The organism is Actinopolymorpha cephalotaxi (genome assembly GCF_013408535.1).
Lineage (GTDB): Bacteria > Actinomycetota > Actinomycetes > Propionibacteriales > Actinopolymorphaceae > Actinopolymorpha > Actinopolymorpha cephalotaxi.
In genome coordinates, this window is the sequence record NZ_JACBZA010000001.1 from 4,718,980 (window position 1) to 4,736,043 (window position 17,064).

General features: G+C 65.1%; 16 protein-coding genes. 2 read left to right on the plus strand and 14 right to left on the minus strand.

What is annotated here, in order from left to right; translation table 11 throughout:
* The first annotated feature begins 26 nt into the window (after positions 1-26).
* The gene (locus tag FHR37_RS20870; RefSeq protein ID WP_092888208.1) at positions 27-1,052 is read left to right on the plus strand and encodes an aliphatic amidase; all 1,026 of its coding nucleotides are present in this window, start codon (positions 27-29) and stop codon (positions 1,050-1,052) included.
* Here FHR37_RS20870 and FHR37_RS20875 read toward each other — a convergent pair.
* From FHR37_RS20875 to FHR37_RS20900, 6 genes are read right to left on the minus strand one after another with little or no spacing between them, the layout of a single operon-like run.
* Entirely contained in the window at positions 938-1,825 is an 888-nt protein-coding gene (locus tag FHR37_RS20875; RefSeq protein WP_092888205.1) for an urease accessory protein UreD, read from the minus strand. The two genes, FHR37_RS20870 and FHR37_RS20875, sit on opposite strands and share 115 nt — an antisense overlap.
* Positions 1,822-2,577, minus strand: a complete 756-nt coding sequence (gene ureG / locus FHR37_RS20880) for an urease accessory protein UreG (protein ID WP_092888202.1) — start codon at positions 2,575-2,577, stop codon at positions 1,822-1,824. Before ureG ends, FHR37_RS20875 begins: the two co-directional genes overlap by 4 nt.
* Positions 2,570-3,283, minus strand: a complete 714-nt coding sequence (locus FHR37_RS20885) for an urease accessory protein UreF (RefSeq protein ID WP_237769056.1) — start codon at positions 3,281-3,283, stop codon at positions 2,570-2,572. Before FHR37_RS20885 ends, ureG begins: the two co-directional genes overlap by 8 nt.
* Before the next feature lie 2 nt (positions 3,284-3,285).
* On the minus strand, positions 3,286-4,989 hold the full coding sequence (locus FHR37_RS20890; protein WP_092888199.1) for an urease subunit alpha: 1,704 nt from the start codon (positions 4,987-4,989) through the stop codon (positions 3,286-3,288).
* The gene (ureB, locus tag FHR37_RS20895) at positions 4,982-5,320 is read right to left on the minus strand and encodes an urease subunit beta (RefSeq protein WP_092888196.1); all 339 of its coding nucleotides are present in this window, start codon (positions 5,318-5,320) and stop codon (positions 4,982-4,984) included. Before ureB ends, FHR37_RS20890 begins: the two co-directional genes overlap by 8 nt.
* 12 nt (positions 5,321-5,332) lie before the next feature.
* Positions 5,333-5,635 carry an urease subunit gamma gene (locus FHR37_RS20900; protein WP_092888193.1) on the minus strand — a complete coding sequence of 101 codons (303 nt, stop codon included), beginning with the start codon at positions 5,633-5,635 and terminating at the stop codon, positions 5,333-5,335.
* Between the two features lie 497 nt (positions 5,636-6,132).
* Between FHR37_RS20900 and FHR37_RS20905 the strand changes: the two genes are divergently transcribed.
* Positions 6,133-6,372, plus strand: coding sequence for a hypothetical protein (locus FHR37_RS20905; RefSeq protein ID WP_092888190.1), 240 nt, complete (start codon positions 6,133-6,135; stop codon positions 6,370-6,372).
* A 1,209-nt stretch (positions 6,373-7,581) separates the two neighbouring features.
* Here the strand turns inward: FHR37_RS20905 and FHR37_RS20910 are convergent.
* From FHR37_RS20910 to FHR37_RS20945, 8 genes are all read right to left on the minus strand, one after another.
* Entirely contained in the window at positions 7,582-8,163 is a 582-nt protein-coding gene (locus FHR37_RS20910) for a protein kinase family protein (protein WP_139239155.1), read from the minus strand.
* 417 nt (positions 8,164-8,580) lie between these two features.
* Entirely contained in the window at positions 8,581-9,528 is a 948-nt protein-coding gene (locus FHR37_RS20915; RefSeq protein WP_139239154.1) for a hypothetical protein, read from the minus strand.
* Complete coding sequence (locus FHR37_RS20920; protein ID WP_139239153.1) at positions 9,525-10,433, minus strand: protein phosphatase 2C domain-containing protein; 909 nt, start codon at positions 10,431-10,433, stop codon at positions 9,525-9,527. Before FHR37_RS20920 ends, FHR37_RS20915 begins: the two co-directional genes overlap by 4 nt.
* Before the next feature lie 155 nt (positions 10,434-10,588).
* Positions 10,589-11,257: a vWA domain-containing protein gene (locus FHR37_RS20925; RefSeq protein ID WP_092888181.1), complete on the minus strand. Its 669-nt coding sequence runs from the start codon at positions 11,255-11,257 to the stop codon at positions 10,589-10,591.
* Positions 11,258-11,270: 13 nt separating this feature from the next.
* Positions 11,271-11,621 (minus strand): hypothetical protein, encoded by a 351-nt coding sequence (locus tag FHR37_RS20930; RefSeq protein WP_139239152.1) that lies wholly within the window; start codon positions 11,619-11,621, stop codon positions 11,271-11,273.
* 203 nt (positions 11,622-11,824) lie between these two features.
* Positions 11,825-12,949, minus strand: coding sequence for a coiled-coil domain-containing protein (locus FHR37_RS20935; RefSeq protein WP_092888178.1), 1,125 nt, complete (start codon positions 12,947-12,949; stop codon positions 11,825-11,827).
* A 135-nt stretch (positions 12,950-13,084) separates the two neighbouring features.
* On the minus strand, positions 13,085-14,170 hold the full coding sequence (locus tag FHR37_RS20940) for a 3'-5' exonuclease (protein ID WP_175542775.1): 1,086 nt from the start codon (positions 14,168-14,170) through the stop codon (positions 13,085-13,087).
* A 581-nt stretch (positions 14,171-14,751) separates the two neighbouring features.
* On the minus strand, positions 14,752-17,055 hold the full coding sequence (locus tag FHR37_RS20945) for a HelD family protein (RefSeq protein WP_092888172.1): 2,304 nt from the start codon (positions 17,053-17,055) through the stop codon (positions 14,752-14,754).
* Positions 17,056-17,064 lie beyond the last annotated feature (9 nt).

Below are 17,064 nucleotides of genomic sequence, written 5' to 3' on the forward strand. Positions count from 1 at the left end.
TGCGAGCCCCACCGGAGAGGACAGCCATGCGTCACGGCGACATCGCCTCCAGCCCCGACACCGTTGGTGTCGCGGTCGTCAACTACAAGATGCCCCGCCTGCACACCACCGACGAGGTCCTCGACAACGCCGGCCGGATAGCCGACATGGTGGTCGGCATGAAGAAGGGCCTGCCCGGCATGGACCTTGTCGTCTTCCCCGAGTACTCCACCCAAGGGATCATGTACGACGAGGCGGAGATGTTCGCGACCGCGAGTGTCGTTCCCGGGCGCGAGACCGACATCTTCGGCGAGGCGTGCCGGGCGGCCGGTACCTGGGGAGTGTTCTCGATCACCGGCGAGCGGCACGAGGACCACCCCGTGAAGCCGCCGTACAACACGCTGGTCCTCATCGACGACCAGGGACAGATCAGGCAGAAGTACCGCAAGATCCTGCCCTGGACGCCGATCGAGGGCTGGTACCCCGGCGACACCACCTACGTCACCGAGGGACCGAAGGGTCTGCGCATCTCGCTCATCATCTGCGACGACGGGAACTACCCGGAGATCTGGCGGGACTGCGCGATGAAGGGCGCCGAGCTCGTCGTCCGGCCGCAGGGATACATGTATCCCGCCGCGGAGCAGCAGGTCCTGATGGCCAAGGCGATGGCCTGGGCGAACAACTGCTACGTCGCGGTGGCCAACGCCAGCGGGTTCGACGGGGTGTACTCCTACTTCGGCCACTCCGCGATCATCGGCTTCGACGGCCGGACCCTCGGCGAGTGCGGCGAGGAGGACTACGGCATCCAGTACGCCCAGCTGTCGGTGTCCGCCATCCGCGACGCCCGCCGCAACGATCAATCCCAGAACCACCTCTTCAAGCTGCTCCACCGCGGCTACACCGGAGTGCACGCGGCGGGTGACGGTGACGGTGGCGTGGCCGACTGCCCGTTCGACTTCTACCGCACCTGGGTCACCGATCCCGGGCTGGCACGTAAGCAGGTGGAGGCGCTGACGAGGGACACGGTGGGTGTAGCGGACTGCCCGGTCGGTGACCTGCCGACACAGGCGTAGCCGTTCTCTGCAACGCTGTCCGCGGTGAGGGCCTGCCACACCGCGGACAGCGACACCGTGTGGGCCGACCCGGCCACGCCTCGCCATATCCTTCCTCCGTACGCCAGGTCGTACGCCTGCACGTCTGGATGAGTCGGTACGTCAGCAGCGGTTGACAGGCCGGCCGCGTCAGTCGCGTCTTCAGGCAGAAGGGCGAGGACCGTGTCGACGACACGATGCGGTCCGAGCACACCCACTGTCGGAGCGCCGGGCCCGAGCCTGAGGTCCTCGGCGAGCACCGGCGTGCTCCCCCGCCGGATCCGGCAGCTGTTGACCAGGGCACCGGGCGCCTCACCGGTCCGCCCGAGCACCAGGGTCTCGCGCTGGACCAGCGCGGCTGTCTCGGCGAGCCGCACGTGGGTGGATCGGCGTACGTCTGCTCCTTCGGCGACCACGAACGGCTTTCCCTGCCACAGCAGCGTGCCGCCGGACTCCACCGTGACGTCGACGCGCCAGGACGCCGAGCCGCCGCGCATCGCGTAGGCGACGGTGCCGGAGGGTTCGACGAGTTCGAGCCGCATGCCCGGGCCTACCACGACGTCGATCTCCACCTCGTCACCGCGCAGCAGCAAAGCTCCGTCCTGGACGAGCGCCACCCGCGCGCCGTTCGCGCTGAGGTCGAGAAGCCTCGTGCGTAAGGTCCCACCACCTCCGGACGACCTCGGCGTGGACAGCTCCAGCCGGGGCAAGCCGCCGTTGCGGTCGGCGGACAGCACGATCCGGGTCGGGCTCACGCTGCCCCGGACCGGTACTCGGGGTCGACGACGGACGCGTGCGGGTGAGCGTGCGTGTGGGTGTGCACGGTGAAGCCGTGGCTGTGCGGTGCCATCGGGCCGGGATCGCTTGCCACGAAAAGTTCCGTACGAAACCGCGCGAGGGTCAGGCGTACCCACCCACACAGCGCTCGCACCGAGTCGGGGTCGTGCCGGGACAGCGCCACCACCGGCCGGCCGTTGCGGGAGGCGGCGGCGTCGGCCACCATCTGTTCGACGTCGACGCCCACGTGCGGGCCGAGGTCGGTCTTGTTCACGACCAGCAGGTCCGCGCCGGTGATGCCGGGTCCGCCCTTGCGGGCGACGTCACCGCCTCCGGCCACGTCGAGGACGAAGATCTGTGCGTCCACCAGGGCGGGCGAGAACGTCGCGGTGAGGTTGTCTCCTCCGGACTCCACGAGTACGGCGTCCAGCGGTGAGAAGTCGTCCTCCAGGTCCTCGATCGCCAGCACGTTCGCGGTGATGTCGTCGCGGATGGCCGTGTGCGGGCAGGCGCCGGTCTCCACCGCCCGGATCCGGTCCGGCGCCAGCACGCCCGCCGCCCGCAGGAAGCGGGCGTCCTCGTCGGTGTAGATGTCGTTGGTGACCACAGCCAGGGCGAGCTCGCCGGCGAGTTCCCTGCACAGCAGGGCGATGATCGAGCTCTTGCCGGTGCCGACGGGTCCGCACACGCCCAGCCGGAACGCGCGTTGGGTGGAAGGCGTGTCAGGCATGGAAGAGCCTCCTTGTCGTACGGGTGTGATGTTCGGCCCAGGCCTCGATCAGCGGTGCGGAGCAGGCCGGGATGTCGTCGGGATCGGTGAGCGTGGCCACCCGCGTGGCCAGTGCCTCGATCTCCTCGTGCAGGGCGTAGACCCGCAGCGTCGCCACGGCGGGGTCGGACGGCGCGAGTTTCAGCCCGGCGGCGACGACGGTCTGGGCGTCGTCGTAGGCCACCAGTCGCGCCAGCGCGTCGGCGGGAAGGTTCGTGACCGCGGCGATCACTCCCAGGACCGTTGGACGGCTGACGTCACGCCGCCCCGTCAGGTCCGGGTTGACAGCCGGCCACACCTGCCTCGCAAGCCGTCGGTATCCGCGGCCGAGCGCGTGGGACGCGTGGCGCAGGGCCCGGCTGGGTGTCCGTGCGGCCCACGCTTTCTCCGTCTCGTCCACGCCGTTGCCGGCGAGCACCTGGGCCCGCGCCACCACCGCGACGGCGGCCTCGACGAGCGTCACGGTGGCGAGCCGGCTGCGGCAGTAGGCCGGGATCTCGTGCGGATGCAGGCCGTTCGCGAGTGCGGGTTCGAGACCTCCGGACTGGGTGTGGCCGGAGGTGGGCAGCCTGCCGTCCGCGAGCAGCATGAGCAGCAGGTCGGCGGACGCCGTCGGCGGGACGGCGGCAACCGCCGGTTGACATGCGTACGAGCTCGGCGCGGTCATGGTCAGAAGAGGGAGTACAGCTGACTCAGCGGCAGCCGGTCGGCGGGGGCGGGATCGATCCGGTCGCCGTCCACAGTGACGTCGAAGGTCTCGGAGTCGATCTCGATGTGTGGCAGTACGTCGTTGTTGACCATGTCGGACTTACCGATGTGCCGGGTGGGTTTCACCGGCGCCAGCCGTCGGCGCAACCCCAACCTGCCTTCGAGTCCGTCGGCGATGGCCGCGGGTGCCACGAAGCTGACCGACAGGTCAGCGCCGACGCGGTCGGCGAACGCCGGACGCATAAGCACCGGTTGCGGCGTCGGGATGGAGGCGTTGGGGTCGCCCAGTGCGCCCCACACCAGCGCACCGCCCTTGATCACCACCGACGGCCGTACGCCGAAGAACCGCGGGTCCCACAGCACCAGGTCGGCCAACTTGCCGGGCTCCACCGATCCGACCTCCTGGTCGATGCCATGCGCGACGGCCGGGTTGATGGTGTACTTCGCGACGTAGCGGCGGGCACGCTCGTTGTCCGCCGGCAGGCCGCCGCCCAGCGCGCCACGTCGGTGCTTCATCACGTGGGCCACCTGCCAGGTACGGCAGATCACCTCGCCGATGCGGCCCATCGCCTGGGCGTCGGAGGAGGTGATCGACATGGCGCCCAGGTCGTGGAGTACGTCTTCGGCGGCGATCGTGGTCGCCCGGATCCGGGACTCCGCGAAGGCCAGGTCCTCGGGGACCCGCGGGTTCAGGTGGTGGCAGACCATGAGCATGTCGAGGTGTTCGGCGACGGTGTTGACCGTGTGCGGGAGCGTGGGGTTGGTCGACCCCGGGATGACGTTCGGCTCTCCCGCCACTTTCATGATGTCCGGCGCGTGCCCGCCGCCGGCGCCCTCGGCGTGGAAGGCGTGGATGGACCTGCCTCCGATCGCCGCGAGGGTGGACTCCAGGTAGCCGGCCTCGTTGAGGCTGTCCGCGTGCAGGGCGACCTGGATTCCGTACTCCTCTGCTGCCCGAAGGGCCGCGTCGATGGCTGCGGGCGTCGATCCCCAGTCCTCGTGGACCTTGTAGGCCGCCGCGCCGGCGAGTGCCTGTTCTTTGAGGGCCTCGGCTCCGACGGTGTTGCCCTTGCCCATCAGCAGAACGTTCAGCGGCAGGTCGTCCAGGCTGCGGTGCATGGTTTCCAGGTGCCAGGCGCCCGGCGTGACGGTGGTCGCCTTGCTGCCCTCCGACGGTCCCGTACCGCCGCCGCCGACCGTGGTGGTCCCGGTGGCCAGCGCCTCCTCCAGTTGGGAACGGGACAGGAAGTGCACGTGCAGGTCGATCGCGCCGGCGGTGAGGATCCGGCCCTCGCCCGCGATCACGTCCGTGGACGGGCCGATCACCAACTGGGGATGGACTCCGTCCATGATGTCGGGGTTCCCGGACTTGCCCAGCGCGACGATGCGGCCCGCGCGGATGCCGACGTCGGCGCGTACGACTCCCCAGTGGTCGAGCACGACCGCGTTGGTGATGATGGTGTCGGGAACGCCGGACTCGCGGGTGCGCGCCGACTGGCCCATCGACTCGCGGATGGACTTGCCGCCGCCGAAGACCATCTCGTCCCCGCCGAACGTACGGTCCTCCTCGACCTCGATCCACAGGTCGGTGTCACCGAGGCGCACCTGGTCGCCGGTGGTCGGGCCGTACATTGCGGCATAGGCGGCGCGGGAGATCTCAGCCATCGATCTCTGCTCCGACGTGCTTGACCTGGATCCCGGGAACTCGTCGGCCGCCTCTCAGCGCCACCACCTGAACGGTCCTGGAGGCGCCGGGCTCGAACCGTGCGGACGTCCCGGCCGGGATGTCGAGCCGGAAGCCGCGCGCGGCGGTACGGTCCATCTCCAGGCTGGCGTTGGCGTCGGCGAGGTGGAGGTGAGAGCCGATCTGGATCGGGCGGTCACCGGTGTTGAGGATGACGAGCGTGGCGCGCTCGTCGTCGCGGCGGTCGCCGTTGAGTGTCAGGTGGCCGGCTTGGGTTCGGATCGCTCCTGGTCCCGCAGTCTCGGTTGCCATGTCGCCGCCCCCTCAGATCACCGGATGGTGCAACGTGACGAGCTTGCGCCCGTCCGGAAAGGTCGCCTCCACCTGGACGTCGGTCAGCATCTCCGCCACCGCCGGCATCACCTGGTCGCGGGTCAGCACGTGGCGGCCGTCCTCCATCAACTCCGGAACCGAACGGCCGTCCCGGGCACCCTCGATGACCCAGGTGCTCAGCAGCGCCACCGTCTCGGGGTAGTTGAGGCGTACGCCCCGGCCGAGCCGGTCGCGGGCGACCATGCCGGCGGTCGCGAGCAGGAGCTTCTCCTGGTCTGACGAGGTCAGGTGCATCGGCGGCCAGCCTTTCGCTGGGTCGGCATCTCGTGGTGGGCTTCGAGGCGGCAGGCGACCGACGCTAGACAGGCCGCGTTTCCCGCAAGATCCAAAGGTGTTTCACCGGCGTAACGCGTCCCCGTCCGCTCGCCGTCGGACACCACGCCACGGCAATCAGCGCCTCGGGCCGATGCGCAGATGGCCACGCCTACGGCATCTCCCTGGCGGACACCTTCACTCGCGGGCATGTGGATAACTCAGGCACGGTGTCCAGCAAAGGTGGCAGCATCGTCGGACCAACGCCTCCTCCGAGCAGGGAGCCTGATGACCGACAACTTGTCGACCTCCGCGATCGCGGATCTCCTGTCCCGGACGCGCCGCGCTTTCGAAGAAGCACGCTCGGGACAAGGAGGCCTCTCGACTCCCTTTTCCGGCCAAGGATCCGCCCTCGACGGACTGGTACGCGCGGTGGCTGTGTCGCCGAGGAAGGAATTCCCTAGACCGCACAGGAAACCATGGCTGTCACACGGATGATCATCGGCTTCGGCGCGAATGACAAGCTCGCATTCTCACAGCAGTTTCCGGAGGAGAAGCTGCCTGAACTTCGGCCCTTGTTCGACTACGGAGATGACGAACTGATGTGTGGCGGGTCGTACGAGGTCACTGAAGTGAACGGCGACCGAGTCGCCGCCATTCTGGGGATCGCTCTCAAGCCGGACCTCGAGTACTACCTTGAGGCGTGGGATGCAGGCTAGACGGACTATGCTACTCATACGGGAACTTGTTGCATTTGACAGTGACGACGAGTTGGCAGTCGCAGAAGAGTTCCCGGAACGGATAGCCAATACGAACCTGGACTACTTCATCGAATCCTCCTTGCGCACATAACTCCACACCCAAGCAACCAGGAGGTCGCTCGATACGCGAGACTCCACCCAATCGCCGGCTACCACATCGTCACCACCAACCCCGGCTTCACCAAGACGTCGACACAGCCGACGGCCATCGCGTCCGACTTCGCCCGACCCGGCCAGCGGTTCGCCTCGATACCGAAAGCCGAGGTGGCGGCGTCCTCCTTCACAACAGCCACGGGGCGCCGGCGTCAGCCTCGCCTAGGGATGCGCCAACGCCGAACGCGAGATCGTCTTCCGTGCCCTTCGAGACCACGCGGCGGCTCGGTTGGTCGCGTGCCTCGCGGTACGAGGGGGAAGGATCGGCCGCAGCATCATCGCGGCCCATCTGTGGCCGGACGTCACCAAGCGGCAGGGCGCGATGAGTCTGCGCTCGACCCTCCTCGGGATCGGCATCCGTGTCCGGAGCTGCTCGACACCGGTCCCAACCACGTCGGACTCGCCGCAGGGGTGAAGGTGGACCTGGCCGACCTCATCGGCTGGTGCCGCCGTGCGATGAATCCGGATCGGCTGCATCCGCCTAGAGATTTCCGGCAGGTGTCACACCGTGCGATTCGTTGACCTCATCATGTGGTCGGCCTACGTTCGGCTCTATGAAGAAGCTGGGTCAGTACTGGGGGTACCTGATCTTCGCGCTGCTCATAGCAGCCTGGTGGAGCAAGGAGGTCGGACCGGTCGCGTTGGTCATCTTGTCGGCGCTCGTGACGCTCTACTTCCTTTTTCGTGCACCAGGGTGGTGCGGAGCAGAGACACGCCAGCACACGCTGTGCCGCAACAACGCATACGGACTCCTACTGGGCTGCCACTTCAGAGAGCACAAGCGGCAGAACTAAAGATGATCTTTGTGACGCACCGCTGGCGAGCAATCAACAGGGGTCTTTGGGCGAGCCCCAAGGACTGTCTCGCGACGGTCGGCGCGGTGGTGGCTATCGTCTCCACCGTCGCGGGAGGTGTCGCCGCCATCGTGGGCGCCCTCACCTAGACCCGGCTCGCGTGACCGGTCCAACGCGGCTCGGAGGTGTCGCGAGGAGTAAATGCCTGAGCAGCCCAGCCTCAGTTAACAGGCACGTCCAAAGCGCTACACCATTCCACCAGAGTGGGCCGAGTACCACTCGGCCCGCATGCCCGGCGCCATAGGCGAGTAAGTCGTTGCACGTCGGTGTCATGTAATCCTGGCAACGAACGGGGTACAGTCTCCGGGTCGATACTCGCTCGAAGGTCCTTCGAGACCAGCAAACGGAACGCCAGCGCGGCGAACCGGTATCGGTCGCTGTCGAGCGTCGGCGGGCCATCAACCGCCGCAGGATCGGTCCAGTCGATCGTGTGGAGGGCGCCATGCCCCGTGAAGGATGGCGCACCAATCAGCCTCGTTGAATCGAAGTCAAAGATCGAAACTCGGATTTCTGGACTGACGGAAAACGCAACATTTTTCCAGGAGAGATCGCCATAGACGAGATTATGGTCGTGCATTGACTTCAGCCATCGGGAAATCAGACGTACGAGTTCCAGCCGATCCTGGCCGGTCACCGAGAAGGGGATCACGAACGCTTTCTGCACAGAGACGGCCCAGTCGAGCGAGCGCTCCCGCGCGCGACCCTTGACGTCGAAGTAGAACTCGGATTGGATGCGCGGCATAACGTATCCACGAAGTTCGGATCCAGATGCTTCGACCTCTTCGGGCCAACAGAGTTGCACTCGCGTGGTTCCTATTGCGTTTCGAACGCTGTCGCCACGCACCATGACCTGCCGGAAGCCTGAGACTGCACCAGGTATTGGAGCAGAAAAGCGCTTCATCACGGCATCTGGCCGTCCGGGAATTTCATGTATCGTCCCTTGACCGCCGCTCCCGACCTGACCACCGCGGCCACGGACCCGGGCGCGAGCGACAGAGGAGCGACGCCATGCCACTCGCTGGCCAGCGTTGACGGTGGTGTTCGGGGGGTGACCTGGCCGCAGCGGATTGGCTGCTGGTGGCGGCAAGGGTGGAGTGGGGGCGAATGCACCGCGAAGGCGGATGAACATCCGCCTTAATAAGCGCCAAAGAGTCATGTCTCAGCTCGGAGGTTGTACGGGCCGGAACTGCCTGGGACCGCCACTCGCGAGAAGACCCGGCTTCGGTTTCGGCATGTCGATCCGGCGTCGCGATCCAGGCGCAAGGACTGGCTGCATCGCACGATCCGAGAGCGCTGTCACCCATTCAGAGGCCGCCGGACGAGTACCCGCCGCTCCCGCCGCCTTGCCCAGCAGATCCTGGACTCCGGAAGGGTTGGCTCCGAGGAGACCTGGTTCCAACGGGCGGCCGTCCAGCCGCCTGTTCAAGCTACTACTCAGAACGCGCAGCACAGCAAGCGCGAGCTTGTACCGGTCCTGGTCGCGAGTCGGCTCCGCTCCACGCGCTACGTAGGGGTCCTCCCAGTCGAGTGTGTCAGCCTGAGGAAGAACCGAGCGGCGTCCCTCTAGCCGCATCCCATCACAATCGAGGAGCAAGACCCGGGGCTTGGGCATCACGGTCCACAGCACGTTCGCAAAGGAGATGTCTCCGAGTACGATTCCCCGTCCATGCAGGGCGTCGACGACGCCCGCGAGGTCGCGAAGAATGCCTAGCTTCTCCGAGTGTGAGGGCAGGCTGACGGGTCCCCAGATGGGCTTCGGTGCGGTCGCGAGGTAGCTCAAGTCAGCGAGCCGCTCGCCCCGCCCAATTCTCAGGCTGAACTGCTTCGGAACGCGCAGCATCAAGAACCCTACGGTCCGCGCCCCCTTGAGTACGACCTCTGCCGGCCAGGCTGCGAAGTCATCGGCTACTCGACCTGCATGGCTGATGGTGTCGCGTTCGGCGACAAGCCGGACAAGGCCTCCTGCATCGAAACCTGGGTGTGCGGGGTTGTGGTACATCTTGAGTACCTGATGGGGACGGTTGAGGAGCTCGAAAACTCGCCCCTGGCCCCCGTCCGCCAACTCCTTGCCAATCTGCAGGCTGGAGAGTTGAACCGTCGCAGTCACGAGAACCGCACTCCGACGAAAGTGCGGTCATCGTCGAAACTCTTGACTGTCGCGTCGACGACCTTCAGCAGGCTGGCCGGTGACGGGGAGGTCTCGGACCAAAGAGCCGCAAGAGCTTTTGCGTAAGCGGGCTGCATGCGCAAAATATTCCCAACACCATCCGAAACCAGCGCGAGTGTCTCACCTGCAGCAAATGACTCTTGCCAGACTCTCGCTATTGGGTGATCGGGTAGCGGTTCTACGAAAGTAGTAAAGATCGCAGACCCGCCATTGGTGTCGCCACCCGGACCTAGTGCCGCCCACCCACCGCCGGTTGTGTGCCATGCATCCGAGTCGCCAATCTGAGCAAGTACTACTTCATGATGTCCGTTAGTCTCAGGCTCACGATGGACGATTGCGACGACGAGCGTAGTCGACACATCCCGAGGTGTAAATGAGTGGGAAAAAGATTCGTCCCGTAGGTAAGTGGCGATCCCCTCGAACGACACTTCACCGGCCTTTACGCCACCAAGGATCTCCTCGATCAGGTCCCAGTCGCCCACTATTCTTCTAGCAGCCAGCGCAGAACCTACGTGCGAGCCGCTACAGCTTCCGACTCCATCGGCGACGGCAATCACGACGACGTCCCGAGAGACGCCGATCGCAAATGAATCTTGCCGGATCTCCCCGCGGTAACGGTGCATGTGCCCGCGCGCCGATACTGCGCGCACAGCCATATTGCCATTTTGATCGTCGAGATCGATCCAGTCCAACGCGATGTCGGGTACGTGTTCAAGCGCCTTGCGGGGCTGCTCCCCGATTTGCTGGGGCACCGGCCCCAGTCGCGCCGGCGGACCATAGGTCACCAGGCCATCTTCAGCCTGAGCGGGCTCTTGATCCCCAGTGGCAGCGGGCTGAACGCTCATAGTTTCCTCTGACAATTTGCTTACGCCGGGCGCGAAGTCCGACCCCGTTGCCGACTCGGAAGATGCAAGCTCCACTGCGGCGACAGGCAGCTTGTCACCTGAGGTCCGGTCTGGGTTGAGCTCGAGGGGCTCGGCGGCGTCACTCTGGCTGGCCACTAGACCCTGTCCACCGGCATGGCCGTAAATCCCGGCACTGTGTCCGGCGTCTGCAATGTCATCCCGCCATCAACAGCTGGCGTGCTGCCGCTTCGGACGATGGACTTGGTCAGCGCTACGGCAAATTCCTGGAGTGCTTGCGCCGGCGACAGGGTGCCATCGGAGACGAAGGCTCTGAACGTCCCCACCGCCGAGATCGTGGCGGCGTCTACATTTGACCCTATCCCGAACGCGACGATGTTTGGATGTAGTGCGAACGATGGAGCCGTCAGGGCCTCCCACTCGGCGCGGTAGTCGCTAGTCGGCTGGCCATCGGTCAGGAAGAACACCACGGGGCGAAAGACTTGATGGCCCTGCGACTTCAACCGGGAAACGTCCCGCTCGATCTCGCCCTTGACGCAACGGAAGGCCGTGGCGTAATCGGTGCCGCCTTTCGTCGTAAGAACCGGCAGATTCTCTACCTGGCTCAGGTCCGACAGAGGGAGCGCAATGTCGGCAGAATCACTGAAGCCGATGATGGCGAACTGAGTCTTGTCTGCAACGACGGGGTTCAACGCGATCTCTTGGTGCAACTCAGGAAGGGCTGTATTGATCGCATCGATCGGAGGGCCGGACATCGACCCCGACTCGTCGCAGACGAGATAGAAGGGAAGGATCTGCTGAGCCATATCTACTCCTTTATCAACCCGCACTTGCGGATTGCTTGGTATTGAAAACAAAGACCTCGAGGCGGGCTTGACCGTAATCAAGACCACCGTCCCAGAATGCACGAAATGGCGTCTTCGGGGCAAAGATGTCAGCGTTTGCGCAGTGCAATTGTTTTCCGATTGCGCTCGCGACCTGCTGGCCGAGGCCTGGCTTCGGTGCTCCGCCGAAGATGAGCACGAGTGCGGCCTTCTTTCCCGTCAATGCCTTGCTGCGCTGCCGGATTGTGGAACAGACCCGACGGCCTTCCGCCTTTCCAGCCGCGCCGGGCGTCACGAGCGCGCCCGCGTCGAAACCGATGGAGACGGCAGCAGGCTTCGTGGCCATCCCGACGATCATTGGAGGTTTCTTGTGGACGGTCTTCGTGATCTTGGCGACCGGCTTGGGTTTCGGCGGCTCGTGTGGGATCGCGCTTCCGAGTCCGACCAAGACCAGAACGAGGAGCAGGTCGGCGAAGACCCACCCGGCGAAACCCTCGACGGAGCGGAGGCCACCGCGGCCACCTCCCGATGCTGCTCGGCGGCGAGACACTAGACCCTCACGCCGTTCTGCGGTGAAGGACTGATGATCCGCTCCAGCTGACTGAGCATCCGCTCCGCGGCATCCCGCGCTGCCGTCAGCTCGGACACCTGACCCTGGAGTGCGCTCTCGTGCCGCTCGAGCGAGTCATCGAGTTGGCCGATTACTTGACCGACACTCGCGTGGTTGGCACCGATTGCGGTTACCTCGGTCTTGAGCGCACGATGTGTGTCGGCAACCTGTCCAACCTCTGCCGCGAGGGCGGAGACAGCCTTCGTAGTCGCCGTCTGGAGATCCTGGGTGCTGGCACTGAGCCCCGCACGAAGTTCAGCGAGGCTCACATCCAACTGCTTGTGGACCGATGCCAGCGTGGCGGTCAGATCTGTTTGCGCACTCTGAGCTCCCGCCACCAATGCTGCGAGATTGCCGCTTGCTTGCCCGGCGTTCGACGCGGCGTCCCGTAGCCGCTCACTGGCCAGATGGAGTTGATCAGAGCCCTCGCGAGTCCTCTCGTGTGCACGATGGAGTTCTTTGACGGAGCGCTTCACCAGCGACTCGATCCGCGCTGGGTCGTCAGAGCGACGCTCGTTGAGGACGCGCTGCGCTCCTGAGAGAGCGGAGACCAAGGCGGCTTCGGCATGAGCGGACTGCTCGTCCTCACGGCGAAGACCCGCCTGGGCAAAGAGTCGATGGAGAACGATGAGCGCCACGGCGACGACGATGAGCCACACGGAGACCTTGGCCATCGGGACAAGCCGGTGGTCGCTTGCTAGCCGGCCATCGAAGCCCTCGGTCCAGAGGGCCAGGAAGGTCCGTCCCTTCTCGCCGTTTGCACCGAGGAGGCTGTGGTAGGCGCTGGTGGCAGCATGCAGACTCCACCAGGTCCATGCGACCGGAAGGAAGACGGAGATTCCGGAAAGGATCCCCAGATACCGCTCAAAGGAGCCGCTACGCCAGACAGACACCGTAGACGAAGCCGGGAACGCAGCAAACAGGTCCACCCCCGTCCAGCTGTCGTCGTCGGCGTCGGAGACGGCGGAAGCGAGCGACCGCAGATCGGAGGCACGGAGTGCGTAATCAGGATCGTCGGCGAGCTGCTCAAGATGCTCGGCCACCTCGGCCTTAGTGATGTCCACAACCGTCCTTCCGGGACACTGTGCGGCCCTGTCGATTCAAACCTGATGAGACCGGAGAGCAGCCGAAGATGTTGCTCAGACATGCTCCGCTACTCGTGCATCGGGCCGACCTGCGCTCGATGCAGCGTCGAGAGCTCATACTTCAACCAGCTGCGGGCAGGTCGGTCGGTAGTGACCGACCTCGCGGCAGTGACCACACCGGCGCTTGGCCGCCGTCTGTACAGCAGGTGGCTGCTGAACCGCGACCGCTGTGGACCTCTTCACCGCCACGACCGGAACGGACAGTGATGAACCTCCGGTGGGTGGGAGATCGTCGAAGTAGTCAGGCACACCGAGCACCTTCGCGGTGGCGTTGAGGTCACGTAGCTCCGAGATAGTGAGGACCTCGTCCTCCAGTGCCGCCTCCCGCATACTCTCCAGGAAGCGCTCGTTCAGTGCCGCGACCTGTGCCGCACCGAAGCCTGCCGCGCCGGCCAGACGGGCGAGTGACTTCGCCTCGTCCCCGATGATCTTCCCGTCCTCGAGCACCGTTGACAGTGCGTCCAGGTATGCCGCGGCATCGGCGTCCACCACCTCCGCGCCACTCAAGGGCAGCCGCGCGACCAGCGACGCCATCCAACCGTCGGCGCCCTTCCGCATCGCCACCGCACGAGTCTTGGGGCGGACCAGTCCAGCGGGCCATCGCACCAGGTGCGCACCAATCATTGGCGCACACCCGTAGCGAATCGGCGCACCGTGACGCGCCAGCATGTGCGGCAAGAGGGCCGCAACGGCGCGTACGTCGCCGAGCGCGGCATGCGCGTCGACCAACGGGATGTCGGCGTGGCGGGCGAGAGTGGCGAGCTTGTGGTTCGGTGTGTCGAACGTTCGCTGCCCGAGCCACAGGGTGCACAGTGCTGGGAGCGGGGATATCACGACACCCGCGCGGGCGAACTCCCCGGCAAGGAAGCGCTCCTCGAACGACGCGTTGTGCGCCACGATCACCGCACCGTCCAAGCGGGCCAGGATGTCCCCGGCAACGTCGGCGAACGTCGGGGCGTCGCGAACCGCTTCGTTGGTGATGCCATGGACGAAGACCGGCCCGGTGTCGCGACCCTGGGGGTTCAACAGCGTGGCGTACTCGTCCAGAACTCGACCCGCGGCGTCCACCCGGGCGATCGCGATCTCGATCACCCGGTCGCCTCGCTCAGGGGAGAAGCCCGTGGTCTCCACGTCGATCACCGCGTACACACCGTCGTGCCGATACCAGGCCTTGCCGGCCGCACCGCCGTATACGAACAGCGAACCCCGCGCAGCCGGCCTGGCAGACGTCTCAACCTCTCTGCTACTGGCGCGCGGACTCTGCTCGGCAGCCGGTGCAGGTCGTGGAGCCGCACGTAGCGCGTGGCGGCCGACCTCCGCAGCCTCGCGCGTCGGCGAGATCTCCGGCCTGGCCTTCGCGGCGTGCCTCCGCCAGAGCCACCAGGCAAGACCAAGCAGCACCAGCAAACCAACTACCACTTCCACGGGTCCCCCCACACCTGTCACGGCCAACCTGTCCGGCACGTACTCCATCGCGCCGCCATCAACCGGCCGTGAAATTCTGGTTCTCTGACCGGCTACCTCGGCACTACCACCCCCCACGGTCGTCACCGGTTGCATGGTTCTTCCAGCTAGGCCGAAGGCGCCTCGCCCAGCCGCACCTCCCCTCAGTGAGGGGTAAGGGATCGCCGCGAGCAACAGTTCACAACCTGTCCAGGGGCTTACCGGCATTGGAGATCTCACACCTCGGACTCGACCGGGCGGAGAACGGAAGTGGGAAGTTACTCGAAGCGATCGAAAAGATCTTCTTGGCTGACGCCGAGCTCTAGCCGGATCCTGTCGATCACATCTGCCCAAAGCGGTTCGCCGACCGAGTGGCGTATATGCGCAGCGATGGTAACCGCGACAGCTTGACTGACTGTATCAGCAATATCGGAGCCTACGCCGTCCTTCGACGAGTGGTCCGTGCGGACACGGGACGGTCCCGTGTCCACTTCCGGGCGCCGCCTGGTTGGCGTCGGGCTTTCCTCCGGCGGTTCTTCGACTGTACGTATTACAGGTACGTCAGCAACCGGCGTCGCGCCGCCAGCTGAGTCCACAGGGAGCGCCAATGCGGTGCGACTGAATACGACCGACAGATAGCGGGTTGTTCTGGTCAGCGCCACATAGAGCATACGATGACCACGTTCGTACTCCGCGACAATTGACTCCGGTTCGACCACTACTACGGCGTCGAACTCCAAGCCTTTCGCTTCGACCGGACGAGCGAGATTGATGGAAGCGCCGAGTTTCCCACTGCCGACGTCGCTGTACGCCACTCCGGCTCGCCTCAGCGAGTCCTCAACATCCTCTCGGACATCGTCAGGACATACGATTCCCACAAAGAGTCCTCGTCCGGCGTATTCCCGAGCTGTGACAACTGCTTGTCCGGCAACGTCCTCAGGCTCGACCTGGGTGAGCTCGGGGTCAGCAGGCCCTCGTCGTACGACGCGAGGAGGGACAATCTCTGGCGCAGCTATCGGCAGGAGTCGTGCAGCAAGGGCGTAGACCTGCTCGGGTACTCGGTATCCCAGCGTGAGTTCTTCGACCTTGGACGGATGGCGGCGGACGAGCGTCTCCTCGATGTCCGCCCACGAATCGCGAGCCCAAGGTCCAGTCGATTGCGCTAGGTCTCCGACAACTGTGAGCGATCCCGTTCTCGACCGCAATCGAACCGACTGCAACTGCATGGGAGAGAGATCCTGCGCTTCGTCTATGACGATATGATGAAAGGTCGGGAAACGGCCGCTGATCATGTAGTCGGCTTGATCGAGCAACGCAACGTCGGCATCACTCCAACGCTCCTCAGAAATTCGTTCCGCCGGAGTACGCAGGAGTCGGCCTATGTCGCCGGCGGTGAAGTCGTCGCCGGCAGCAGCGACAAGGCGCTCTCGAGATCCGAGAAGGTCCCGCAGGAAGCTCTGCGGCGTGAGGGATGGCCACACCCGCTCGACAGCAGCATCCAAGCTGCCGGCACTCAGAGCGACCGTACTAAGCCTTCCTCGTTGAACCCGCTCCGAGAGCCAAGCACGAAACTGTCCCCGGCCATCGTTGTAGGTGGTCGCCGCGAGGAATCGCGGCAGGACGCTCTGGATGGCGTTCCGTCCGAGTCGCGGTGCACCCACTCCCCGCCCGATGTCCAACACGTCGGATCGCTCGGGGAATCTGACTCGCTGCTGTAGCGCACGTGTAAGCAGTCGACCCATCCGGGCCTCGCCCTTCAGGCGGGTGACCTCTGGGTCCTCACTCCGTCCGGTACTCGCCTGGGGACCGAGAGAACTCAAGTCACGATGTTCGACGTCGGCGTCGCCCAGTCCCGGCAGGACCGAGCGGATATAGCGGGTGAAGGTTGGGTTGGGACCCACCACAAGTACATCAGATGGAGCGACCTTCCCCTGATGGTTGTAAAGAAGCCATGACACGCGGTGCAAGGCGATGGCCGTCTTACCGGTTCCCGGCCCACCTTGGATGATGAGCAACTGTTCCAAGGGCGATCGGATCAACTCGTACTGGGCAGCGTGAATGGTCTGTACGATGTCGCGCATCTCTCCCGTGCGATGCGCATCGAGATCCCTCAGTACCGTGTCGTCGATACCCCATCGCTCTGACCCCGAAAGCTCCTCCACGCGCTGCGCGAGGTCAGCGAACAGCATGTCTTCATAGTTCAACACCTTATTGGCGTGGGTGTTGAAGCTTCTCTTCAACCGGACGTCACAGGGATCATCATGGGTCGCTTTGTAATAGGGCATGGCGGCCGGCGACTGCCAGTTGATGACCAGGCAGTCACGGTCTTCTGTATTAATTAGGTGCCTACCGATGTAGTAGGTGTCACCAGCCGAATCATCAAACCGGCCAAATGCCACCGAGTCCCCTGGCGCCCCTAGTGCCTCGATGGCACGCTCGGCCGCCCGTTTGATAAGGGCAGTGCCGGAGATTGGTCCAGCTGCGGCCATCGGCGCAGATCGAAGGACTTCGCGCTTGCGTTCTCGTTCGCCCCATGCCCGATCGAAGTATGTCTGCTCAAGTCGGAGCTCGGAGGAATCCATGATTGCATC